The organism is Tolypothrix sp. PCC 7712 (assembly GCF_025860405.1).
In the GTDB taxonomy this organism is placed as follows: Bacteria; Cyanobacteriota; Cyanobacteriia; order Cyanobacteriales; family Nostocaceae; genus Aulosira; species Aulosira diplosiphon.
Genome location: NZ_CP063785.1, coordinates 7,734,859 through 7,758,003 on the forward strand (window position 1 = coordinate 7,734,859; position 23,145 = coordinate 7,758,003).

The window sequence follows — 23,145 nt, forward strand, 5'->3', positions numbered from 1 at the left end:
TGATAGTTGTCGGAAAGCTTGGTATGCGATCGATCAATGCTGGCACATGAAATCAGCTATTCCATATCGCTATTACATCAATTAGTTGGGTAAAATGCCCATCTTCATAAGATTTTGACGGCATAGATATATGCAAATTAGATGTTTTTTAGCCCATGAGCATATTTATTCAGTTAATCATCATGCTCAAGATATCCTCACACTAACTATAGAAATAGAAATAAGTCGCACTTTATCTATCTTATTGACACTCCCCTGCCTAAAGGTGAGGGGATTCTTGGTTCATCGACTCGCCGTTAGACAGCAGGCTTGCGCCAACCGCCCAAGAGGGCAAATCTCCCCTAGCGTAAGTTCCCGTGTGTCCCACGGTACTGAGTCCTAGCCTCAAAATGTTGATTGCTGCGTTGATATCTCTGTCTTCTGTGTATCCACAATGAGGGCAAACGTGAGTCCTAGTAGACAAAGACTTTTTCACTTTCTTGCCACAGTTAGAGCAATTCTGGCTTGTGTTGTAGGGAGGAACTGCAACACTCACCTTTCCATATTTGTGTCCAAAATATTCTAACCAACTGCGAAAAGTGTACCAGCCAGCATCAGAAATAGATTTAGCTAGATGTCGATTTTTAACCAACCCTTTCACATTTAAATCTTCGTAGGCTACCAAATCGTTAGATTGGATGACGGAGTACGCCAATCTCTTGCAATACTCTTTTCGCTGCCTACTTACTTTTAAATGCTTCCGGGCATATCTATTTCTAGCCTTGTGGTAATTGTTTGATTGCCGTTGTTTGGCTTTTTTCCTATCCTTGCTGAACTTCTTGGATTTTTGGCGATTGGCGCGGTTTAATTGCTTTTGTGACTTGCGGTAAAACTGGGGAGATGGTTCAACATTACCTTTGTTGTCAGCAATGAAGTACTTCAACCCCAAGTCGATACCCACTACTTGATTTGTAGGTTGAGTTGCGATTTTGACGTTAACATCAATCGCAAATTGGGCATAATATCCATCAGCACGACGCATTAAGCGCACCCGTTTAATTTGCTTGATGTCATAGTAATTAAGGTCATAGGTTCCCTTTAATTTCAGAGTTCCAATACCTTTATTGTCTGAAAAGGTGATGGCTTTCCTGCTTGATGAAAGCTTCCATCCAGTTGATTTATATTCCACTGAACGGCAGTTTTTCTTGAACTTTGGAAACCCCTTTTTACCTTTAACCTTTTTCTTGCAGTTATCGTAAAACCTAGCTATCGCACTCCAAGAACGTTCAGCCGCAGACTGCCTAGCCATTGAATTGAGTTCATCAGCAAAGGGGAATTCTGCAGCTAATACAGCGCAGTATTTATTCAATGCGTACTTATCTACTTTTGAATCTTTGTTGTCCATCCAGTAGCGTAAGCACTTATTTTGAATGAACTGGCTAGTACGAATTGCTTCGTCTATCGCCTGATATTGTTTGTCTTTTCCCTTGACTTTGAACTCGTAAACAATCATGGGCATCGACCAATTTACCACATGCTTATGCTAACATAAATAGCATAAGTATACCAAGGCATAGAAAGAGTGAATGAGGCGTAAACAGGGCTAAAGCCACAAGGTTTTCAACGAGTCTCCTTATAAATGTAGGTTGCAAAAATTTATGATGGTTGAGTCGCTAAATCCTGTTCACTCTCTAACAATGTATTAGTAGCATTCAAGACGATTTGCGCTGCACCTGTGAAAAACGATCGCTCGATATTTGCTGGTATATCAGTAGGCTCATGGTAGTGAGGAGTACGCAGATTAGCTGTATCCGTTACCAATACAGCACCGATTCCTTGATACCAAAACGGCGCATGATCGCTGCGTAGGGTGTCTGGTGCAACCAAGCCTTTAAGCGGAATAGGCAATTTCAGCACTGCTGGGAGATTGGTATCTGCTTTATTTACAGCAGTTGGGGAGATTGTTTGCGAGTTTTGAAAGGCATTTAATAAAGGTAAATGTTCTGTATCGCCAATTACTGCTAAAAAGTCGCCCTGATCGCTAGGTGGCGTAACTGGTAACCCTGTAGGATATTGCTGACATCCGGCAGTATAGCAAGCATAACCCACCATATCCATAACGATGACACCTCGGAGGTTTTGCAAGCGTTCTGCTTTGCTCACAAAAGCCTTACTGCCTAAAAGTCCGCCTTCTTCGCGATCAAAAAAAGCTAGTTGCAATGTTCTGGGTGTGGGACGTGAACCAAGAATTCTGGCAACTTCCAGCATTACAGCCACACCACTAGCATTGTCATCAGCCCCAGGAGAGACAGCAACTGTATCATAATGCGCTCCCACTAAAATTACACCAGCCGCTTTTTTAGTTCCTGGGCGTTCAGCAACAATATTTATCCCCTCAGAGAATTTTTCTAACTTAGGTGTCCAGCCTAATTTTCTCAGTTCAGTTGTAATATAAGTGCGAGTGCGCGATCGCGCTGCGATCGTGTAACGGGGAAAATTCAAATTTTGAATATGTTTCAATAGCTTGTCAGCAGACACTTGCAAATCATTAGCTACTGGCAAAGACTTCTGTGTGGGAATCTTTTCGGCTGGGATGCGCTCAACAATTACCGATGATGAAGGTCTATCAACTAACTGATTTTTCGCAGTACCTTTACTACTTACAATTACAACTACCACCAAAAGCAACAGCACCAGCCAAATCCATTTTTTCATGTGGGTTTATCCTTGCTTCTCAGACTCTTAAGGTAGCGCAAACAGCAAGTTTGACAGCTCGTCTTTTGACAGAGTCAACAATTTCCCCTAAATTTCCGCAGTAGGTAGTGCTGAGTTGGAGAGACACGATTAATCGCGTCTGTACAAGATTACTTCTTCCCTTACCCAGTCCCCATTACCCCTTATCCCCAGAGGGGGCCCCGAGTTCCCCAATCCCCATTACCCCTTATCCCCAGAGGGGGCCCCGAGTTCCCCAATCCCCATTACCCCTTATCCCCAGAGGGGGCCCCGAGTTCCCCAGTCCCCAGTCCCCAGTCCCCAGTCCCCAATCCCCAATGCTAGATTTATCACTCATCATCATCCTGGGTTTTTTGGGCAGTTTCGGACATTGTTTTGGGATGTGTGGCCCCTTAACAATGGCATTCTCTTTATCACATCAGCAAGAAAATTCTGATTGGCGACAGCAGTTAAAATTTCATCTTTTGCTGAATCTAGGGCGAATGTTGAGTTATACCCTAGTAGGCGCGGGGATTGGGGCGCTGGGTTCAGTGTTACTAGAGGGGGGACAGGTAGCTGGCGTTGGTAGCGATTTACGTCGCTGGATGGCCATTATCACTGGTTTGATGCTGATTTGGTTTGGTTTAGGGCAAATCAAACCAGATTTGCTGCCAAAAATTCCTGTTTTACATCCTTTATTACAAGGAGGCTTACATAATCATCTCAGTAAAGGAATGTTCAACCTTTCCTTACAAACCAAATGGTGGACACCAGCACTTTTGGGCATGACTTGGGGTTTAATGCCTTGTGGTTTTCTCTATGCTGCCCAAATCAAAGCTGCCGAAACTAGCAATTTATGGATGGGTGCAGCAACTATGCTGGCTTTTGGCTTGGGAACCCTACCGATGATGTTAGGCGCAGGAATTTCTGCGTCGTTGGTAAGCCAAGACAAGCGTAGTCAGTTATTTCGCCTCGGTGGTTGGGTAACTCTGGCAATTGGGGCAATTACTTTGCTGCGAACCGGCGACACAATGGCCGATTACACCGGACACGCTGCTTTATTTTGCTTGATTTTAGCCCTAATTGCTCGTCCCATTAGTGGAATTTGGGCATCACCCCTACGTTATCGCCGTGCTTTAGGAGTAGGAGCATTTGTGCTGTCTGTGGTTCACACTTTCCACATGATGGAACATTTATTGCAATGGAATCTTGCTGCCTTTTGGTTTTTACAACCAGATTTTCAGTGGAGCATAATTGCTGGTGCTGTCGCTTTGGTATTGATGACTCCAGCAGCCTTGACAAGTTTTGATTGGGTACAAAAATCTTTAGGCAAGCGTTGGCGACAAATTCATCTATTAAGTGTGCCAGCTTTGCTGTTAAGCGTAATTCATGCAGTTATAATTGGTTCCCATTATTTGGGTTCCTCACAATCAACTGGGGGAAATAAACTAGCAGTAGCTACAGTTGGGTTTGTTACCCTTTGTGTGTTGCTGCTGCGTTCACGTTGTTTTTGGTCAAAGTTAACCTTAGCAAAATTTTATGTTCCCCCAACTAAGTCACGCTAAATCTTCTATTCCTTTAATTTTCTTATTACTGCTATCCTTAACTCCCCTTAACGCCGCTTCTGCTCATTCAGTGAAAATCTCCGCAGATGTTGGTGGCACTCTACATATTGAACCGAATGATAATCCCCAAGCGGGACAACCTGCAAAAGCTTGGTTTGCACTCACTCGCAAAGGTGGAAAAGCGATCGCACTTAAAGATTGTGATTGTCGGTTGGCTATTTATGCTGAACCCCATACACCACAAGAGCCACCTCTGTTAGAACCTCCTTTAAAACCTGTGTCTGCTGAACGTTACAAAGATACGCCAGGTACAGAAATTACCTTTCCCAAGCCAGGGGCTTATCAGCTGGCACTTACTGGTAAACCGACTTCTGGGGAAAGCTTCAAACCTTTTGAGTTAAAGTTTCAAGTTACTGTGGCATCAGGTTCGCAAACTATACCACAAGCTCCCCAGAATGTCAATCAACCTGTCAATAATCAAGCCATAGAAACTCAATCTCCACCCTTACCCTTGTGGGCGATCGCCGCCGCTGTGTTTGCCACGTTAGGTATTGTCCTGGCTGTCATGCAGAAGCGGCGGAGGTGATTGGGGACTGGGGATTAGGGATTGGGGATTGGGGAACTCGGGGCCCCCTCTGGGGATAAGGGGTAATGGGGATTGGGGACTGGGGAAAAGGTAAAAAGGAAAAAAGGGACAAGGGGGATGAGGAAGGAGGATGAGGGAGATGAGGGAGATGAGGAAGCAGGGGAGAAATTACTATTACCCATTACCCATTACCCATTACCCATTACCCATTACCCATTACCCATTACCCATTACCCATTCCCCATGCCCCATGCCCCATGCCCATTATTTATGCCTCTTTTGATGCCATTGCCAGGCGTGGAGGACGATATCTTTGATGGCTGGATACTGGGGTTGCCAATCGAGGATTTTGCGGGCTTTTTCGCTACTGCCGATTAAGGATGGTGGATCTCCGGGACGGCGATCGCATTCTTTGACTGGGATGGTTAATCCGGTTACATCTTCGGCTGCGGAAATTACTTCCTTTACTGAGAAGCCTAGACCATTGCCTAAATTAAAGACTTCGCTGTCGTTGCCTTGTAATAAATATTCCAATCCTAAAACATGAGCGTCTGCTAAGTCGCTCACGTGAATGTAGTCTCTAATACAAGTACCATCTGGTGTGGGATAATCTGTACCGAAAATAGAAATCGATTCCCGCTTACCTAAAGCTGTCAGCAATACCAAGGGTATCAAATGGGTTTCGGGGTTGTGGTCTTCTCCTAGTAGTCCGGTAGGATCGGCACCAGCAGCGTTAAAGTAGCGGAAACGCACCGATTTTAAACCATAGGCAGTATCAAAGTCAGAAAGAATCCGCTCTACCATTAACTTGGTAGCGCCATAGGGATTAATCGGATTTTGGGGATGATTTTCGGGAATTGGTACAACTTCTGGCACTCCATAGGTTGCACAAGTAGAAGAAAATACAAATTTCTTAACAGATGCCGCTAGCATCGCTTCTAGCAACACCAGGGTACCTAAAACATTGTTGCGATAGTATTTTGCTGGGTCTGTAACTGATTCTCCCACGTAGGCGTAGGCAGAAAAATGCATCACTGCCGTAATATTGTGGGTTTGAAATAATTTATCAAGTAAAGGGCGATCGGCAGTATCACCAGCTACAAGCTCTACTTGCAACACCTGCTCTACTAAGTCACGATGTCCATACACGAGGTTATCAAGTATTACCACTTCATAACCTGCTCGCTTCAGGGCCAACACGGTATGGGAACCGATATATCCTGCTCCTCCTGTCACTAAAATAGTGGGCTTTTCCGGTGACATAGTTTATCCTTTTGAGTTACAGTTACTCAACTAATCTAATGTACTGGTGCCTCATTACTCATTGGGAAAATTTTAAATAATAGACGCAGTGTCAAAAAATTGCACTAAAATCACTACGACGGTAGTCTTTGGGTGTGAGGTGTGAGGTATTTTAAGTCAGGTAACAGTGCGTTTACAATTTGACGAGAAAATAAATCCGCTGCCCGAAACCTTGAGGCTGTCCCTTAAAGGAATGCTATTTGCTATATGTCGGGAACCCCGTCTACCGCAATGGCTCACTGCATCGGAAAATTTGAGAGTTAATCTACTATGTTTCTACTGTTAAGCCGAGTACTACTTTGGCTATTAATTGGCACTGTTGTATACTCTTTGTTCCAAAGATTCTATCCTGCGGGGAATTTTGTGGGACGATTAGTCATAGTCATCCTGTTGATTGTTGTAGCCCTGGCGTTTCTGAACCCTAACGAACCAGCTGTAGCATCTTTGTGGAGGATGGTATCATTTCCACTAAAACCTCTAGGTGCATCGGTCTTGATGTTGATTTTCGCGGCACAGAGAATCAAGGGGGGTGGAATCGATAAACCAGGAGGATATTTACTAGGTTGGGCGCTGACAATTTTACTGTTAGCAAGTACACCCGCTATTGCTTACTTTTTAGTCAGGACACCTGTTGCAACGGTGGGTAATCCTCAGTTAGCAGCGCTCGAAAGAGTTGAGTATATGAGGTTAGCGTCTGCGGCTTCCCAACTAACTCCTGATTCAGAAACTCTGGTGGCTTTAGGCCCAGCAAATACCATCGGTAATGTCTCTGATGTGGCAGCGAATGGTATTCTACCTCCAGCTGATATGAGTCAGTCAACCATAGCTTTAAATCAATTTGGTGTGAAAGTCCCGCCTTATTTGTTGCAGAATCCTCAGGACATCAGAAACCGTGGTTTACGCATTGAAGACTTTGTACCAAGTGCCGAAACCCTGCAAGTAACAACCCAAGTCTGGGAAAGTTATCTTAACCAGATTTATATTTTCTTGCGTGGTCGTCAAGGATAAGCCTAAAAGGTCATTAATCGCAAGGCCAAAGCACTATGTCTTGGTGGCTGGCCTTATTTAAATTGTTATTTCTGTCAGAATAGGAGGAGGGTGAGTAGTGTTGCTTGCAATAAGAGCCAGCGCTATGGGGGGGTTTCCCGACTTGTTCGCGTAGCGTCTCCCTTTGGGAGAAGTGACTGGCGTTCAAAATTTCTCAATTTTGAATTTTGAGTTGCTCATCTTCTGCTCCCCACTTCCCTGCTCTGTGCTAGTTCTGAATGTTACAATCTCGACGACTTGCTAAACTCAGTGCTTACCTGCGTCCCCATTGGCGGGAGGCAATTTTAGGCATTATAGCTTTGCTGACTGTCAATGGATTAGGCGTTTATATACCTTGGTTGATTCGCGGTTGCGTTGACAGACTTTCAACAAATTTCGACTGGTATGAAATTCTCAATTACGTAGTCGTCATTTTCTTGCTCAGTTCAGCAATGTGGTTAATTCGGATGTCTTCCCGCATTTGGCTGTTCGGAGTGGGAAGAGAGGTAGAATTTGATTTAAAACAACGGATTTTTGAACATTTACTGAAGCTAGAGCCTTCTTACTTCGCCACACATACTATCGGTGATTTAATTAGTAGGGCTACTAGTGATGTCGAAAATATCAAGCGGTTGTTGGGTTTTGCCGTCCTGAGTTTAGCAAATACATTTTTTGCCTACGTTCTAACATTGCCTGTGATGTTGGCAATTAGCGTAGATTTGACATTAGCCTCGCTGGCAGTATACCCCTTAATGTTCTTGTTGGTGCATTTGTTTAGCGATCGCCTACGTAAACAACAAACTGTAGTTCAAGAACAACTATCTGACATTAGCGAACTCATTCAAGAAGATATTAGTGGTATTGCCTTAATTAAAATTTATGCTCAAGAAGAAAACGAACGTCGCGCCTTCGCCGAGAAAAATCAGCAGCTATTGACGGCTAACTTGGAACTCGCAAAAAGCCGCAATACACTGTTTCCCCTGATTGGGGGTTTAGCCAATATTAGTTCACTGATAATTCTCTGGTTGGGAGCATCCCGCATTGCGGCGGGAAACCTAGCTGTGGGGGATTTTTTAGCACTCCTAATTTATGTCGAGCGTTTAGTTTTTCCCACTGCTTTGTTAGGGTTTACCATTACCGCCTACCAACGAGGTGAGGTGAGTATTGATCGCTTAGAATCAATTCTCAGCGTTACACCCAAAATTCAAGATGCAGATGATGTTGTTCATCTACCAAAAACCCAAGTTAAAGGGAAACTGAGAGCCAAAAATTTCACCTATACATATCCAGGCGCTACCACCCCAGCTTTAGATAATATCAACTTCACGATTAATCCTGGGGAAACCGTGGCAATTGTTGGTGCTATTGGTTCTGGGAAATCTACCTTAGCCAACGCCTTACCTCGCTTATTAGAAATTGAGCCAGGACAGTTATTTCTAGATGGAACGGACATTACCAAAATAGCCTTAGCCGATTTAAGAGCTGCGATCGCCTATGTCCCCCAAGATAGTTTTCTGTTCAGCACCACCATTAGAAATAATATCCGCTACGGCGACCCACTTAGCGAGCAAGAAAATGTAGAATACGTAGCGAAGATGGCGCAAATTGAATCAGAAATTAACAATTTTACCCAAAAGTATGACACTATAGTTGGTGAGCGGGGGATTACTCTTTCTGGAGGTCAAAGACAACGTACTGCTTTATCTAGAGCTATGTTAGTTGATGCCCCAGTGTTAATTTTGGATGATGCTCTTTCTAGCGTCGATAATCAAACAGCTACCCAAATCCTCAAAAATCTTTCGACTGGTACAGTCAAGAAAACTGTCGTTTTTATTACGCATCAACTATCGGCGGCGGCTGCTGCTGACCGAATTTTTGTGATGGAAAAGGGGAAAATAGTCCAAATAGGTACTCACTTAACTCTTGTGCAAAAAGAAGGCCTTTACAGAACTTTGTGGAGTCAACATCAAATAGAGGAATTACTACGTTAGTTTTTTGGTGTTTGATGTTTGGAATCCAAAGATGCAGCACGTAAATTCGATGCTATGAAGCTAGTTTAAGTCGGCTTTACCAGAAGCGATCGCATTTATATCAATACTTGTCGGTTAACGGGAAAAAGGGTAATAGGAAAAAGTAAGGAAAAAACCTTTAACCCTTAACCTTAATTTGAATTCGTAATTACGAATTACGTAGATGAGCAAAACCTACTCTCCGAGTTCTCCGTTGGGCGTAGCCCTTCTCGTAGAGTAGGAGTACCGCAGGGTATTACGAACTATGCCTAAACTGAAACAGCTTGGCGCACTTCTATAGGTTCGCCAGTTAAGCTAAAGGCGCGAACTTCAGTAATTTTGACTTTCACTAATTGTCCTTTGAGTTCTTTAATATCGCCAGTAAAGAAAGTCAGACGATTACCGCCTGTGCGTCCCATTACTTGAGTTGGATCTTTGGGGTTTTGGTCTTCTACTAAAACTTCCTCAATGCGTCCAAAGTAACGTTGCGATCGCTCGGCTGCTTTGATGCCCACTAAATGATTTAATCTTTGTAGGCGATCGCTTTTGACTTCTTCGCTCAACTGATTTTCCCATAAAGCCGCTGGTGTACCAGGACGGGGAGAATAGGCGGCTGTATTCAATTGGTCAAAGCCAATATCTTCTACCAGTTTCAAGGTATTCTCAAACTGTGCTTCTGTCTCTCCAGGGAAAGCGACAATTGCATCTGCACTAATCGATGCATCTGGCATATATTGGCGAATGGTGTCAATTATGCGGCGATATTTCTCATGGGTATAACCACGCCCCATCGCTTTTAATAATTCGTTATCCCCAGATTGAAAGGGAATATGGAAGTGTTCGCAAACCTTGGGTAATTCCGCACAAGCTTTAATTAATCGCTCAGTAAAATAACGAGGGTGACTAGTAGCAAAACGTATTCTTTCAACTCCTGGCACATCATGCACGTAATACAGTAAATCTGTGAAGGTATGCAGATGTCGTCCTTCTGGTGTCACCCCTGGTAAATCACGACCATAAGCATCAATATTTTGACCCAGTAAAGTAATTTCCTTGTAACCTTGCTTTCCTAGCTCTACCATTTCAGCACGAATGGCTTCCGGCGTGCGGGATTGTTCTACACCACGCACATTAGGAACTACACAATAAGTGCAGCGTTCGTTACAGCCATAAATCACATTCACCCAAGCGGTAACTTTACTATCCCGTCGCGGCTGGGTGATGTCTTCCATAATATGAACTGGCTCAGTAGCCACAACTTGATTACCTTCAAATACCGATTCCAGCAAATCTTTGAGGCGGTTAGCGTGTTGCGGCCCCATCACTAAATCTAATTCGGGGACACGCCGCAACAGGCTCTCACCTTCTTGTTGAGCAACACAACCAGCAACAACCAAAGTTAAATCAGGTTGCTCGTGTTTGCGCTTGGCTTGTCTACCCAAGTAAGAATATACTTTTTGCTCGGCATTATCCCGAATTGTGCAGGTATTGTAGAGAATCAGATCTGCATTATTGGCATCTTCAGCAAACTCAAAGCCCATGTCTTCTAAAATGCCAGCCATGCGCTCTGAGTCGGCTTTATTCATTTGGCAACCAAAAGTAGTAATGTGATAGCGGCGTTTAGAAGTTGTCATGGGAAATTATGATAAGTCAGCGTAAATTATATAAGCTTTCTTTCTAATCTATCAAAAACAATACGGAAGGATGATTATAAAGTTTATAGCGGTTCTCAATTGCTGAGAATACAGATCATTATTAGGGCACAGCATTGTTCCCTATGATGTGATGCATAAACGAAAACAGCCATACATACAAAAATAAACAATACACTTCAGTTAAAAAAATTTAGGACTTACGCAAAAGTCACGTAATTACGTCATTACGAGCGCAGCGACGTAATCGCCTGAGATTCTGGGATTGCTTCCCTACACTTTGTTTCGGTCGCAATGACAAATTTTGCTTGCGTAAGTCTTGAAATTAATCGACAACAAACCTCAAAAACTAGTTACTCAACAAAAAAACACAAAAAACAGCAGCCTAATTTTGGAGGGGGTTTGGGGGACGCAACCGTCACCCAATCGGGGGTTTGGGGGAGAATCCCCCAAGTCTTTGCCTTTCAACCAACTAACAAATCAATCTCTAAATACCTGAACCCAAGCGTATTAAGCTATGGAATATTCCGCCTGAAACACAAGGCAAAAAAGTGGCTCTGAAAATCAGAACCACTTACCAAGTAAATATTGAAGCTTTCTACACCATCACAGAATGTAGTTTACTTTTTCTCATCAATGGGAACCCACTCAGTGTGGAAGCTTCCAGGCTTATCGGTACGCAGGTAGGTATGTGCGCCGAAGTAGTCGCGTTGTGCTTGAGTGAGGTTTTGAGGCAAGCGATCGCGGCGATAGCTGTCAAAATAATCTAAAGAAGCGCTAAACGCTGGAACTGGAATCCCCAATTTAGCTGCTGTCATGATTACTTCCCGCCAAGCTGCTTGTCTGTCGAGAATTGTTTGCTTAAATTCGGGAGCTAATAGCAAGTTAGGCAATGCTGGATTTTCGTTAAAAGCCTTCTTAATCTTATTCAAGAAGCCAGCGCGAATAATACAGCCACCTTTCCAAATCCGCGCCATTTCGCTCAGATTCAGATCCCATTTATAAGTGGCGGAAGCTGTAGATAGCAGCGCCATCCCTTGAGCGTAAGAACAGATTTTTGAGCAATACAGCGCATCACGAACTTTGTTGATAAAGTCTTTGACTTGCCCATCATACTTACCGCTAGGGCCTGTCAAAATTTTCGAGGCTGCTACCCGTTCTTCTTTAATAGAAGAGATAATCCGAGCATTAACGGCGGCGGTGATGGTGGGAATCGAAACGCCCAATTCCAATGCAGTCTGCACAGTCCAACGTCCAGTTCCCTTTTGCCCTGCTGCGTCAACAATCAAATCTACTAGAGGTAGATTTGTTTCTGGGTCAATGTAAGGGAAAATATTCTTCGTAATCTCAATCAAAAATGAATCGAGTTCATCGGTGGTGTTCCATTGAGCGAAGACTTCATGCAGCTGATTATGGTCAAGTCCAGCCGCATTCTTCAGCAAATCGTAGGCTTCAGCAATTAGCTGCATGTCACCATACTCAATGCCGTTGTGCACCATTTTGACGTAGTGACCAGAACCACCAGGCCCAATATAAGTTACACAAGGGCCATCATCGACTTGAGCCGCAATTTTGTTAAAAATTGGTGACAGATACTCATAAGAGCTTTTTGTACCACCAGGCATTAGGGATGGGCCATTGAGTGCGCCTTCTTCGCCACCACTCACACCCATACCCAGATATCGCAAACCTGTAGGCTCTAATTCCTGGGTGCGTCGTTCTGTATCTTCAAACCAAGAGTTGCCACCGTCGATAATGATATCGCCTTCGTCTAGCAAAGGTCTGAGTTGAGAAATAACTGCGTCTACTGGCTTACCAGCTTGCACCATCACCAAGATTTTGCGGGGACGTTCTAGTGCAGCTACGAATTCTTCCAGGGTAAAGGCGGCTTTAACATTCCTTCCTGTCGCGCGTTGAGCCATGAAGGCATCGGTCTTTTCTCTGGAGCGGTTATAAACTGCAATTGGGAAGCCATTACGCTCGACGTTTAGAGCGATATTTTCGCCCATAACGGCTAAACCAATCACACCAAAGCTTTGTAGGGTCATAAACTATGTTTGGCTAACTCTTGCAGATCCTTTTATCTTTAAGGGTAGTCCGAGATATTAGCTTCTCTCCTAAAGAAGATCTTAAGAAAGGATTAATCTCAGCGAGATTAATCCGCAGCTAACATAGGTGATTAATTTTAATTTGTATCTAAATCAACAATTAGGTTGCAAAATTTGCAAAATTAAAATATCTGATCAAAGGGGCGAGGAACTTAGAGAATGGGGCCTAGTACTGCTGCGACAAAGTCAAAAGCAGCCAGCACGTTACGCGGGGAACCCCGTTGTAGCAAAACTCAAAAGTCAAACGTCAAACATTTTGCCTATCAAGGCTTTGGCCTAATTCCAATGGTTGCTTGATTGGCGCTGTTTTGTACTAGGGAATAGAGTGATGTTTCACCCCTCAGCCCTAAACCCTAACCCCTAACCCCTAGTAAAAGGAGAAACCAAATAATGCTGGCATTTGTCCTAGCTTTGGCGGTGGGCCTTGGTAGCTTAACCATTTATTTAGCAGCTTTCTTTTTTCCAGAAATCCATCGGAAGAATGACTTTATCTGGAGTGGCGTAGGGCTATTCTACGCCTTAATGTTATGGGTTTTTGCACCACGTATTAATGGCGGTCTTTTACTGGGTCATGTAGCTAGTGTCGCGCTTTTAGGCTGGTTTGGTTGGCAAACTTTCTCATTACGCCGACAAGTGACACCAAAGGCCCAACAAACACCTGTTCCCAGTTCCGACGCTGTGAAAACTTCTATTCAGCAGCAGGTTACTAAGTTGTCACTCACAGAACGCTTGGCGCAGTTGCAACAGGGTGTTGGTAACACCTTGAGCGGTGTGAAAAATCGATTCCAAAAAACTGATAAAAAAACCTCACCAGTTGCGAAAACTCCAACAACTACCCCTACACCCAAAGTTCCGCCTACTGTAGAAATTATTGACAACACCACAGCTACACCAGAAACACCACAAGAGGATGTGAACGCAACTAGTGAAGCTCCCACTTTGATACTAGAAACACCAGTAGATGAGGTAGTCACAACTAACGAAACCACCACAACCAGCGAGACAATACCAGAAGTAATTCCTCCAAATCCCCCATCTCCCGAATTAGTGGAAGCTGCACAACCACATACTGAGGCTGAGGATAAAGAACCGATTCCCGTCGAAGAAGTTGCACCGGATGCTGTACTGGCTCCCCCAGCCGAAGCACCACCAGAACAACTACCGCCTAATAATCCAGCTAGTTAAATCTAGTGGGCGATCGCAAAAGTGATGAGAATTGGTGAGGGGTCAGATCCCCGACTTCTTTAAGAAGTCGGGGATCTTGCAGTCCAGCAAAGTTGGGTAAAGGGGAAAGGTTTTTGTCCATTACCCTTTTCCCTTTAACCTTTACCCAACCTCCACCTAACATTTTTGGTTTGGCAGACTACTAGTAGTTTTAACCCCGTAAAAATAATTGGGTAATGATGTAGGTATTACCCTTACGCCACACTCCTACACCTGTTTCTCTAAAGACTGGACGGAGAATATTTTCTCTGTGTCCTGGACTTTTTAACCAACCATCAACGGCAGGTTGTACAGGCTGAGAAATATTTTTGCTTCTAAATAAGTTTTCTCCTACCATCCAATAGGAGATTCCGCCAGCGCTGACTCTATCGCTGAGGGTACTACCATCAATTCCGGTGTGGCTGAAGAAGTTTTTTTCTGCCATCTGCTGACTGTAATTGCGGGCTACTTGCGCTAATTTTTCATTATTTTTTAAAGGCTGAAGCCCATTTTTTTGGCGTACTTGGTTAATTTGTTGGCGAACTTGTGACTCAATTTCGGCAGTTTGGGGAGTTTGTGCTGGCTGTGGCGGTTGTGGTGGTTTGTTGGATGGGATTTCAATGTGTGGTAAGGGTGGCAAATACTCGATCGCTTGCTCACATCCTGTTAAACAAAGTGCGATCGCAATCCATCCTGCTCCCATTATTTTCGATAAATGGCTTTGGCGCTGCAATATCCTGCGGTATATTTGCTTAGTCACGGAATACTTCTTGCTGCTTGATTTCCACTTTCACAAACAAATGTAACAAAAATGGGAGGTTGGCATTTGGTAATGGGTAATGGGTAATGGGTAATTGGGTGTTTGTTATTTCCCTTCATCTCCCTCATCCCCCTCATCCCCCTCATCTCCCTCATCTTCTTCATCTCCCTCATCCCCCTCATCACCTTACCAATTGGGCGGTGGAGTTGAAAAACTGACGACATAAACCTCTGGTGACTAACAGTGTTGTGAGCAAGTTCGCAAAAGCAACCATGAATAACAATAAAATTTCGTAGGATACAGCGTCGGGGGGTTGTACGCCACCGAGTAATTGTCCGGTGGTGATTCCTGGGAGTGCAACCATACCGATGAGCATCATTTGATTTAAGGTAGGCATTAAGCCAGCGCGAATGGCTTCTTTGCGGTACTGGGTAATAGCTTGCTGGGGAGTTGCGCCTAAGCTTAAGTGAGTTTCGATTTCTAAATGGGAAGAGTTGATGGTATTTACCAGACGTTCCCCTGCGATCGCAGCTGCATTCATGGCATTACCTAAAACTACCCCAGCTAGCGGAATTATATACCTTGGTTCGTACCATCTTTCTGGTTGAATAATCAAAAAGATGCTATAAAGCACAGTCAATGCTGTACTAACAAAAATTGACCCCCACACCCAAGGCAACACAAGGGGAAGTTTTTGACTGATGCGGTTTCGTGCGACAATCGCCGTAATCGTCAGCATGATTACTAAAATTGCCAAAACCCCCCAAACGTTGTTTACAGCAAAGATGAAGTCCAAAACGTATCCCAAGACGAGTAGCTGGAGAATAGTTCTTCCAGTAGCGAAAACCAAGCTCAACTCTAGCCCTAACTTTTCCCAAGCAGATAAACCAACTGCGATCGCCATCAAGCCAATTGCGATCGCTAAATCAGCTAAATCTAATTTGATCAAATCTGGCATTAGTTACCTCCTGGGGATTGGGGACTAGGGATTGGGGACTGGGGAACTCGGGGCCCCCTCTGGGGATAAGGGGTAATGGGGACAAGGAGAATAGGGGAAATAACAAACACCAAACACCAAACACCAAATTACCAAATGCCCAGTATAAACCCTCAATAATAAGTATTTTCAACGACAGTCTGCTGTGATTTTCTAATTGACAATTTAATCAGCAACAATTGGCTGTCGAAGTGCATCTTTTGTATTTCCAGATTCATAAAAACTCATGATCCAAAGTTTAAATTCCGTTCCTGCCTTTGATATTAAACAGCAATACTCGACTATAGAAGCAGAAGTGAGTGCTGCTGTTTTAGAAGTTTTGGCTTCTGGTCGTTATATTGGCGGGCCTGTAGTAGAAGGTTTTGAAAAACAGTTTGCTGCTTATCATGGCGTAACTGAATGTGTAGCTTGTAATTCTGGTACTGATGCACTTTTTCTCGCGCTACGTGCTTTAAATATTGGTGCAGGTGATGAAGTAATTACGACAACTTTCACTTTTATTGCTACGGCTGAGGTAATTAGTGCTGTAGGTGCCAAGCCGGTTTTTGTTGATATTGATGATACTTTTAATTTTGATTTACAACAGGTAGCAGCGGCAATTACACCCAAAACTAAAGCTATTATCCCAGTTCACCTGTTTGGGCAACCTGTAGATATGACGGCGCTAATGGCGATCGCACAATCTCATAATTTGGTGGTAATTGAAGATTGTGCCCAAGCTACAGGCGCAAGTTGGGGCAATCAAAAAGTAGGTAGTATTGGACATATTGGTTGCTTTAGTTTTTACCCCACAAAAAACCTTGGCGGTTGCGGTGATGGGGGTGCAATCACTACTAACGACCCAGCTATTGCTAGTCAACTGCGGGTATTACGTGAGCATGGTAGCAAAGTTCGCTACCTTCATGAAGAAATTGGCGTAAATAGCCGCTTGGATGCAATACAAGCAGTGATTTTGGGAATTAAACTGCGTTATTTAGATAATTGGAATGAAAGACGGCGGGCGATCGCAGCTTATTATCACGAATTCCTCAGCCAAGTTCCCGGTTTAATCGCGCCTCAAGAATTAGCCGGGGGCGCTGGGGTATGGAATCAATATACAATACGCGTCTCTGGTAAAGGGCGCAATGGTGCTACTGCCCAATATCGAGACTCAGTGCGCCAGCAATTACAGGAACGGGGCGTAGGTTCAATGGTTTATTATCCCCTGCCTTTACATTTGCAGCCAGTTTATCAAGACCTCGGCTATCAACCAGGATACTTACCAGTATCAGAGCAAATCTCTCATGAAGTGATTGCTTTACCCATGTATCCAGAACTCACGCAAGAACAACAAGACCAAGTGATTTACGCCCTGAAAGATTGTTTGGGATAGAAGAGTGCTGAGTGCTGAGTGCTGAGTAGAAGAGAAGGGAGTAAGGAGTGCAGGGACAAGGGAAACAAGGGAAAATAATTAATGCCCCATGCCCCATGCCCCATGCCCTATTTAACCTCTACTTTAGCGGTTGCTAAGGCTTCAACGATGCTGCGAACGGCGGCAATCATGGCTACTTCGCTGTTGAGTTGGTTAATGGCGGAACCAACACCAACACCAGCTGCACCAGCAGCGATCGCAAGTGGTGCTGTGACGCTAGAAATGCCGGAAGCGCACAATACTGGTACGGAAACTGCACGGGAAATTTCAAAGGCTGCTGCCAAGGTGGGAGCAGCTTTTTCAATTAAGCCTAAGGTTCCGGGGTGGGCAGGGTTGCTGCTAGTGCCGCCTTCGGTTTGGATAATATCAGCGCCAGCTTTGACTAGTTCTTCTGCTAGTTGTACCTGTTGATCTAGTGTCAGGATGTGGGGAACAGTAACAGATAAGGTGATTTCTGGCAGTAAGGCGCGGGTTTGGTGAGTTAGTGCGAGAACTTCCTCAGCTTCAAATCTACGTCCTTGAGCATAGAAAGAATCAAAATTTCCGATTTCAATTAAATCTGCACCAGCTGCCACAGCTTGCAAAAATTTTTCTGGCTCTACTGCTGACACACAGATTGGTAAATTGGTCAATGTTTTCGCTAATTTAACTAAATCAGCATCGGCAGCGATATCGACAAATGTAGCACCGCCTAAATCGGCGGCTTTGATAGTAGCGGCGACGCGATCGCTATCAAAGTTATTTAAACCGCTGATCGCCTTCAGGACACAGCGGTTAGCAAAAGCACGTTGAAGAGAAGAATGCATTGTCATACTTCGTTGTTTGAAGCTACGAAAATTAGGTATATTCTACCGTTAGTCCTCATCGTTCGCGTAATCGATTCTGAAAATAAAGAATTCATCAAAATGGTTAAAAGGCTTACAAAAAAAGGATTAATCGCATCAAACTTTTATCCATATACCCTTTAGAGGCGTGGTTAGTTCACAGTGCGATGACGGTGCGATCGCACCGATACATTCAGATTCCTACTGAAATCTTTGAGGGAAATCGGGTAAGTGTAAGCTTTCTATTCTGATTACCAAAACCAAAGCTATATATAGTAGGAATTTCATGGTTTTTTGGGAATTAATTATTTCCGATTTGGATTACGCGAATGGTGAGGGGAGCAACGTGATTTGGTAATGGGTAATGGGTAATGGGAATTTCTTCTATGCTTTTGCATCTCTCACCCTACGGATTCGCCGTTAGCGTTCTCGTACCCCTACGGGGAAGCAAGCGACGCGAACACTACTACGCGTCTACATACCCTTTATCGCTACTTCCTGCTGACATTGTTAATGTAGCGAGTTCACTTAGGGACTTCCAAGAAATAAATTATTCCATCTTGTGGGGCGGGCATCTTGCCATAGGTGTCAAGTTAAGGCAGAAGCCCAAATGTCAAGCGACCTGGCGGCGTTGCGTCGGTGTCGCTGACGAACAGCTTTGACTAAGCCCATAGAACGCTGATGCTCAACCAACCAAGGAATGAGCTGTAGTTGTGAGTTGTGCGATCGCAAAACGATTGACTTTGTTTTAATGATCAATTTATTTGAATTTGTGGCTGTAATTAATATTTAGTATTAATTCGGGTGCTGATAATTTTTACGAATGTTATATATGTCTGTATATTTACTATATACAACGTCATCTATAATGGCAGAATATTGTACAGTCTTAGGTTGCAACCAGTTAGTTTCAAAGCCAGGTTATAAACTTTGCTACAAGCATTGGAAAGTCAATAATTCAAAAGCAAATAACTCTATAGATTCTCAAGCTGCTTCTACATCTCATGCTCATAGTCTGGCTTCTACTGCTACATTAATATCAGCTACCAAAATCAGTGAGCGGCTTGGTGTATCGCGGAATGCTATTAATCCTATCCTGGCTGAACTCGGATTATTAGATAAAGTTCAGAATGGTTGGATAGCTACAAATTTAGGGTTGAACTTTGGAGGAGTACAAAAGTATGATGACAAAGGCAAAAAACCTTACGTTGTTTGGACAGAGGAAATCTTCAATAATCAAATTTTTCTGGATACATTTCGCAAAATTAGCGAATATGATGTGGAAGCAAACTTAACTGTTGATAACGGTAAGTCAGACTTTCGCGAGAAGTTTCATGCTGGTAATTATCGCGCTACAGATGGACATTGGGTTCGTTCCAAAGCTGAATTGTCAATTGATAACTGGCTTTACATGGCTGGTTTAGTTCATGCTTATGAGCGAAAACTTCCTGTTGCAGAAGAAGTTTACTGTGATTTTTATATTCCTGCTGGTAGAGTTTATATTGAGTATTGGGGCTACGATAATGACCCACAATATGTATCACGTAAAAGAGAAAAACAGGATATTTATCAGAAATATGATTTGAATTTGATTGAACTTACGGATGAACATATTAAGAATCTTGATGATTATTTACCCACAATGCTAAGAGGATTTGGCATTATTGTGAGCTAGAAGCTTAGTATTGATTTATGAAATTCAAACGATGGCACTACCTAAATCTTCTTCATCTTCTACTAAGAGAACTCGCATAGGTTACTGGGGATTGAAGACTAGGGAAGTTAATGTATAGAGTCACAATCACAATGCATCGCCTCGCATTGTTAATGTATGGGGTAACAATGGCAATGTATCGCCCTGCATTGTTAATGTATCGAGTCACAATCGCAATGTATCGTCTTGCATTGTTAATGTATCGAGTCACAATCGCAATGTATCGCCTTGCATTGTTAATGTATCGAGTCACAATCGCAATGCATCGCCTTACACAAATTCATAAGCAACTTTTGTAGGCTAAAGACTTACATAATTACCCATTCCCCCTTCCCCAATCCCCAATCCCCAATCCCCAATCCCCATTCCCCTCACTTGTTATACCAAGCCTTTCGCCACTGTTTCATTTGGTTAATTTCAGCGTCTTGTGCTTTGATAATTGCTTGCGCTAATTTCTTCATCTCAGGACGCTTGGTTTTTTGCAAAGCATCTTTAGCCATTGTCACAGCGCCTTCATGATGGGGAATCATCGCATCAATAAAGCGGAGGTCGAATTCTTTATCGGCTGCACCTAAGTCCATGCTCATCATCATGGCTTGCATTTGCTCTGATGACATCTCCATCATCTTACCTTGTTGAGCATCATAAGCCATTGGTTTAGCCTCCGCTTTGGGATACCAAGCTGTGCGCCAGGTTTGCATCTGGCTAATTTCTTGATTTTGGGCTTTGATAATGTCGTCTGCTAGCTTTTTGATTTCTGGGCGTTTTGATTTTTGCTGTGCTTCTTTCGCCATCACAATCGCGCCTTGATGGTGGGCAATCATGCCATCAATAAAGCGTAAATCATAATTAGCATCGGCTGGCCCTAAATCCATTGCCATGCTGTGATTCATCCCACCACCGTGATGCATCATACCCCCGTGATCCATCTGGTGATCGTTATTGGTATGGTTTTGGGCGGTACTTTGGGAACAAGCTGTTACCAAGTTACTAGATACAGATGCGATCGCAATTAAGCTTAATGACAAAAAACTATTTTTCCAGTGAGAGAATCGCATAGGGATTATGTTTATGAGTAATTTTGTGTATTACTCATAGTTTGGCAATTCAAAATGAAATTACGATGAAATTCAACCAGATTTCAGATTGTACAACACACCCTTGTAGAGACGCGATTAATCGCGTCTCTAATTAATCGCGTCTCTACAATTTGCGCTTGCTATCATCAGGGCAAATGCCAAATTTTAATCGTCTTATCCTTGCTACCACTGACTAAAGTTTTACCATTGGGACTAAAAGCCACAGCGTACACTTCGGCTGTATGTCCTTGAAAAGTCTTGATGACTTCTCCTGTGGTTTTTTGCCAGACTTTTACAGTTTTGTCATCGCTAGCACTAGCAATATACTCGCCGTTGGGACTAAAGGCGATCGCATTCACATCGGCTGTGTGTCCGTCAAAGGTACGAATTAGCTTGCCTGTATTTAGATTCCAGAGTTTAATGGTTTTATCATCGCTGGCGCTGGCTAATAACTGTCCATTGGGACTGATGGCTAAAGCGTTGACATCGAGGGAATGTCCTTTGAGTGTGTGTATTTCTTTCCCTGTTTTTAGCTGCCAAATTTTGATAGTTCTATCAGCGCTAGCACTAGCAATTTTCTCACCGTCGGGACTGATAGCTACAGCTAAAACTTCTCTTGTATGTTCTTTGAGGGTGCGAATTTCCTTTCCTGTCGCCAAATCCCAGATTTTAATAGTTTTATCGTAACTACCACTGACTACAGTTTGCCCATCTGGGGTAATCGCCACAGAATTAACTAAATCGCGATGTCCCTTGAGAGTGCGAATTTCCTTACCAGTATTGAGATTCCAAATTTTGATGGTGTGGTTTTTATAACCTGCGATCGCAGTTTGACTATCTGGGGTAATTGCCACAGCATACACCCAACCAGAATCCGCTTTCAGGGTACGAATTACTTGTTTTTGCTGCAAGTTCCAAATTTTAACTGTTTGATCGTCGCTACCGCTAGCTAATATGCCTTCTTTTGCTGTGGCTATTTGCTGTAAGGGTAACAGCGCCACATTTGGTTGTTGACGTTGAGATCTAGAAGATGGGGAAATTGGCACAAAAGCCAGGGTATTAACTTCTCCACCATGTCCAGTTAGCGGTAAACTTTGCCAATATCCATATCCTGCCCATCCTAGCAGCACAATTGCGCCACCCATCAGCAGTTGATATGGTAACTGGGTTTTACCTAGCAGCTTTTGCAGATGAGTTGCAGCTTTGAGGTTCAAGCCTGAAACCTTGATTTTACCCGTACTATCCTGTAGTAAAGTTTTTTGTTGCGTTTGCTGTGGTAAATCTTGCAAAACTGCATTTGCTGATTGGTAGCGATGCTCAACTTCTTTTTGTAATAGCTTGTCTAATATCTGTTCTAATTGTGCAGATATGGGATGTTTCAGATGTTCTCGCCAACTCTTTACCCAGTTATAGCCAGCTTCCATATACAGATGCGATGGCTGAATTCCCGTCAACAGCGAAAAGCAAGTTACTCCCAAACTAAATAAATCGCTAGCTGGCGATGCTAAACCATACTTCATCTGTTCCATTGGCGCATAGCCATAAGAACCAATGCTAGTACCTGTCAATTCCATCGAGGTAGCAGTTACTTGCTTGGATACACCAAAATCAATCAACACTAAATTCCCCCCGGTGCTTTGAGACTGGGGGGAACGACGCATAATATTATCTGGCTTAATATCGCGGTGAATTACCTGATTTTCATGGACAAAATCGAGTACAGGTAATAATTCACCTAAAAGTTGCCAAATTTTGGCTTCGCTAAAAGTACCTTGTTGTTTTAGTTCCTGTCGTAAACTTTGTCCTTGGATAAACTGCTGTACTAAGTAGAGGTAGCTATCTTCACCAAAGTAAGCATACAAAGTAGGAATTTGAGGATGTTCTCCTAGCTGCTGCAAACGTCTTGCTTCTTCTTTAAACAGTTCTGTAGCTTTACGTAGCGCATTAGTGCCTTTTACTTGCGGTGATAGCTGCTTCACCACGCAATGTTCTTTTAGCTTATCTTCATCTGCTGCTAAAAAAGTCCTGCCAAATCCACCGCCTCCCAATGGTTGAATAATGCAATAGCGATTCCGCAATAGTGGTGTCAATTTTATCCCACAACCTTGGCAAAAATTGCTATCTTGTGGGTTTACAGGTTGATCGCAGTTGGGATTCAGGCAGTAGGTCATTGTTCAGTATCTATCAGCCCTCGTAAGTATATGATAAATACTCTTGT

General features: G+C 43.4%; 20 protein-coding genes. 9 read left to right on the plus strand and 11 right to left on the minus strand.

All coding sequences use genetic code 11. The features are described 5' to 3' along the window. Positions 1–259: 259 nt before the first annotated feature. Both HGR01_RS31380 and HGR01_RS31385 read right to left on the minus strand, forming a co-directional pair. A complete protein-coding gene (locus HGR01_RS31380; RefSeq protein ID WP_045868900.1) occupies positions 260–1,492 on the minus strand; it encodes an RNA-guided endonuclease InsQ/TnpB family protein in 1,233 nt (410 codons plus the stop codon). Between the two features lie 143 nt (positions 1,493–1,635). Then, positions 1,636–2,694 carry a M20/M25/M40 family metallo-hydrolase gene (locus tag HGR01_RS31385; RefSeq protein WP_045868337.1) on the minus strand — a complete coding sequence of 353 codons (1,059 nt, stop codon included), beginning with the start codon at positions 2,692–2,694 and terminating at the stop codon, positions 1,636–1,638. 335 nt (positions 2,695–3,029) lie between these two features. Between HGR01_RS31385 and HGR01_RS31390 the strand changes: the two genes are divergently transcribed. The 3 genes from HGR01_RS31390 to HGR01_RS31400 all read left to right on the plus strand — a co-directional run bounded on the left by HGR01_RS31390 (position 3,030) and on the right by HGR01_RS31400 (position 5,125). Next, a complete protein-coding gene (locus HGR01_RS31390) occupies positions 3,030–4,256 on the plus strand; it encodes a sulfite exporter TauE/SafE family protein (RefSeq protein WP_045868336.1) in 1,227 nt (408 codons plus the stop codon). After that, the gene (locus HGR01_RS31395; RefSeq protein WP_045868335.1) at positions 4,231–4,842 is read left to right on the plus strand and encodes a hypothetical protein; all 612 of its coding nucleotides are present in this window, start codon (positions 4,231–4,233) and stop codon (positions 4,840–4,842) included. Before HGR01_RS31390 ends, HGR01_RS31395 begins: the two co-directional genes overlap by 26 nt. Positions 4,843–4,990: 148 nt before the next feature. Continuing rightward, positions 4,991–5,125 carry a hypothetical protein gene (locus HGR01_RS31400; protein WP_255325154.1) on the plus strand — a complete coding sequence of 45 codons (135 nt, stop codon included), beginning with the start codon at positions 4,991–4,993 and terminating at the stop codon, positions 5,123–5,125. Here the strand turns inward: HGR01_RS31400 and galE are convergent. Continuing rightward, a complete protein-coding gene (galE, locus tag HGR01_RS31405) occupies positions 5,107–6,105 on the minus strand; it encodes a UDP-glucose 4-epimerase GalE (RefSeq protein ID WP_045868334.1) in 999 nt (332 codons plus the stop codon). The two genes, HGR01_RS31400 and galE, sit on opposite strands and share 19 nt — an antisense overlap. A 309-nt stretch (positions 6,106–6,414) precedes the next feature. Between galE and HGR01_RS31410 the strand changes: the two genes are divergently transcribed. Next, a complete protein-coding gene (locus HGR01_RS31410) occupies positions 6,415–7,152 on the plus strand; it encodes a hypothetical protein (protein WP_045868333.1) in 738 nt (245 codons plus the stop codon). A 257-nt stretch (positions 7,153–7,409) separates the two neighbouring features. Further along, positions 7,410–9,161, plus strand: coding sequence for an ABC transporter ATP-binding protein (locus HGR01_RS31415; protein ID WP_045868332.1), 1,752 nt, complete (start codon positions 7,410–7,412; stop codon positions 9,159–9,161). 287 nt (positions 9,162–9,448) lie between these two features. Here HGR01_RS31415 and miaB read toward each other — a convergent pair whose 3' ends face one another. Next, positions 9,449–10,813, minus strand: coding sequence for a tRNA (N6-isopentenyl adenosine(37)-C2)-methylthiotransferase MiaB (gene miaB, locus HGR01_RS31420; protein ID WP_045868331.1), 1,365 nt, complete (start codon positions 10,811–10,813; stop codon positions 9,449–9,451). Positions 10,814–11,451: 638 nt separating this feature from the next. Beyond that, positions 11,452–12,879: an NADP-dependent phosphogluconate dehydrogenase gene (gndA, locus tag HGR01_RS31425; RefSeq protein WP_045868329.1), complete on the minus strand. Its 1,428-nt coding sequence runs from the start codon at positions 12,877–12,879 to the stop codon at positions 11,452–11,454. Between the two features lie 450 nt (positions 12,880–13,329). Between gndA and HGR01_RS31430 the strand changes: the two genes are divergently transcribed. Continuing rightward, complete coding sequence (locus HGR01_RS31430) at positions 13,330–14,124, plus strand: Ycf66 family protein (protein WP_045868327.1); 795 nt, start codon at positions 13,330–13,332, stop codon at positions 14,122–14,124. A 190-nt stretch (positions 14,125–14,314) separates the two neighbouring features. Here HGR01_RS31430 and HGR01_RS31435 read toward each other — a convergent pair whose 3' ends face one another. Both HGR01_RS31435 and HGR01_RS31440 read right to left on the minus strand, forming a co-directional pair. Further along, a complete protein-coding gene (locus HGR01_RS31435; protein WP_045868326.1) occupies positions 14,315–14,845 on the minus strand; it encodes a CAP domain-containing protein in 531 nt (176 codons plus the stop codon). A 238-nt stretch (positions 14,846–15,083) separates the two neighbouring features. Then, positions 15,084–15,860 (minus strand): ABC transporter permease, encoded by a 777-nt coding sequence (locus tag HGR01_RS31440; RefSeq protein ID WP_045868324.1) that lies wholly within the window; start codon positions 15,858–15,860, stop codon positions 15,084–15,086. Between the two features lie 265 nt (positions 15,861–16,125). Here HGR01_RS31440 and HGR01_RS31445 point away from each other — a divergent pair, with 265 nt between their 5' ends. Then, the gene (locus HGR01_RS31445) at positions 16,126–17,271 is read left to right on the plus strand and encodes a DegT/DnrJ/EryC1/StrS family aminotransferase (protein WP_045868323.1); all 1,146 of its coding nucleotides are present in this window, start codon (positions 16,126–16,128) and stop codon (positions 17,269–17,271) included. 107 nt (positions 17,272–17,378) lie between these two features. Here the strand turns inward: HGR01_RS31445 and HGR01_RS31450 are convergent, their stop codons facing one another. Then, positions 17,379–18,122, minus strand: a complete 744-nt coding sequence (locus tag HGR01_RS31450) for a DUF561 domain-containing protein (RefSeq protein WP_045868322.1) — start codon at positions 18,120–18,122, stop codon at positions 17,379–17,381. Positions 18,123–18,722: 600 nt separating this feature from the next. Continuing rightward, on the minus strand, positions 18,723–18,893 hold the full coding sequence (locus tag HGR01_RS31455) for a hypothetical protein (protein WP_155538994.1): 171 nt from the start codon (positions 18,891–18,893) through the stop codon (positions 18,723–18,725). A gap of 109 nt (positions 18,894–19,002) precedes the next feature. Between HGR01_RS31455 and HGR01_RS31460 the strand changes: the two genes are divergently transcribed. Beyond that, positions 19,003–19,809: a hypothetical protein gene (locus HGR01_RS31460; protein WP_052335065.1), complete on the plus strand. Its 807-nt coding sequence runs from the start codon at positions 19,003–19,005 to the stop codon at positions 19,807–19,809. Between the two features lie 110 nt (positions 19,810–19,919). Further along, a complete protein-coding gene (locus tag HGR01_RS31465; protein WP_155538992.1) occupies positions 19,920–20,147 on the plus strand; it encodes a hypothetical protein in 228 nt (75 codons plus the stop codon). Between the two features lie 72 nt (positions 20,148–20,219). On the opposite strand, the gene HGR01_RS31470 is transcribed toward HGR01_RS31465, so the two are convergent. Both HGR01_RS31470 and HGR01_RS31475 read right to left on the minus strand, forming a co-directional pair. Then, positions 20,220–20,906, minus strand: a complete 687-nt coding sequence (locus HGR01_RS31470) for a DUF305 domain-containing protein (protein WP_045868320.1) — start codon at positions 20,904–20,906, stop codon at positions 20,220–20,222. 167 nt (positions 20,907–21,073) lie between these two features. Continuing rightward, complete coding sequence (locus tag HGR01_RS31475) at positions 21,074–23,098, minus strand: WD40 repeat domain-containing serine/threonine-protein kinase (RefSeq protein WP_045868319.1); 2,025 nt, start codon at positions 23,096–23,098, stop codon at positions 21,074–21,076. Positions 23,099–23,145: the final 47 nt, after the last annotated feature.

Excerpts from the sequence above, each read along its gene's own strand:
- HGR01_RS31380 (WP_045868900.1), bottom strand. The coding sequence starts at position 1,492 with ATGATTGTTTACGAGTTCAAAGTCAAGGGAAAAGACAAACAATATCAG.
- HGR01_RS31385 (WP_045868337.1), bottom strand. The coding sequence starts at position 2,694 with ATGAAAAAATGGATTTGGCTGGTGCTGTTGCTTTTGGTGGTAGTTGTA.
- HGR01_RS31390 (WP_045868336.1), top strand. The coding sequence starts at position 3,030 with ATGCTAGATTTATCACTCATCATCATCCTGGGTTTTTTGGGCAGTTTC.
- HGR01_RS31395 (WP_045868335.1), top strand. The coding sequence starts at position 4,231 with ATGTTCCCCCAACTAAGTCACGCTAAATCTTCTATTCCTTTAATTTTC.
- HGR01_RS31400 (WP_255325154.1), top strand. The coding sequence starts at position 4,991 with ATGAGGAAGCAGGGGAGAAATTACTATTACCCATTACCCATTACCCAT.
- galE (WP_045868334.1), bottom strand. The coding sequence starts at position 6,105 with ATGTCACCGGAAAAGCCCACTATTTTAGTGACAGGAGGAGCAGGATAT.
- HGR01_RS31410 (WP_045868333.1), top strand. The coding sequence starts at position 6,415 with ATGTTTCTACTGTTAAGCCGAGTACTACTTTGGCTATTAATTGGCACT.
- HGR01_RS31415 (WP_045868332.1), top strand. The coding sequence starts at position 7,410 with ATGTTACAATCTCGACGACTTGCTAAACTCAGTGCTTACCTGCGTCCC.
- miaB (WP_045868331.1), bottom strand. The coding sequence starts at position 10,813 with ATGACAACTTCTAAACGCCGCTATCACATTACTACTTTTGGTTGCCAA.
- gndA (WP_045868329.1), bottom strand. The coding sequence starts at position 12,879 with ATGACCCTACAAAGCTTTGGTGTGATTGGTTTAGCCGTTATGGGCGAA.
- HGR01_RS31430 (WP_045868327.1), top strand. The coding sequence starts at position 13,330 with ATGCTGGCATTTGTCCTAGCTTTGGCGGTGGGCCTTGGTAGCTTAACC.
- HGR01_RS31435 (WP_045868326.1), bottom strand. The coding sequence starts at position 14,845 with ATGGGAGCAGGATGGATTGCGATCGCACTTTGTTTAACAGGATGTGAG.
- HGR01_RS31440 (WP_045868324.1), bottom strand. The coding sequence starts at position 15,860 with ATGCCAGATTTGATCAAATTAGATTTAGCTGATTTAGCGATCGCAATT.
- HGR01_RS31445 (WP_045868323.1), top strand. The coding sequence starts at position 16,126 with ATGATCCAAAGTTTAAATTCCGTTCCTGCCTTTGATATTAAACAGCAA.
- HGR01_RS31450 (WP_045868322.1), bottom strand. The coding sequence starts at position 18,122 with ATGACAATGCATTCTTCTCTTCAACGTGCTTTTGCTAACCGCTGTGTC.
- HGR01_RS31460 (WP_052335065.1), top strand. The coding sequence starts at position 19,003 with ATGGCAGAATATTGTACAGTCTTAGGTTGCAACCAGTTAGTTTCAAAG.
- HGR01_RS31465 (WP_155538992.1), top strand. The coding sequence starts at position 19,920 with ATGTATAGAGTCACAATCACAATGCATCGCCTCGCATTGTTAATGTAT.
- HGR01_RS31470 (WP_045868320.1), bottom strand. The coding sequence starts at position 20,906 with ATGCGATTCTCTCACTGGAAAAATAGTTTTTTGTCATTAAGCTTAATT.
- HGR01_RS31475 (WP_045868319.1), bottom strand. The coding sequence starts at position 23,098 with ATGACCTACTGCCTGAATCCCAACTGCGATCAACCTGTAAACCCACAA.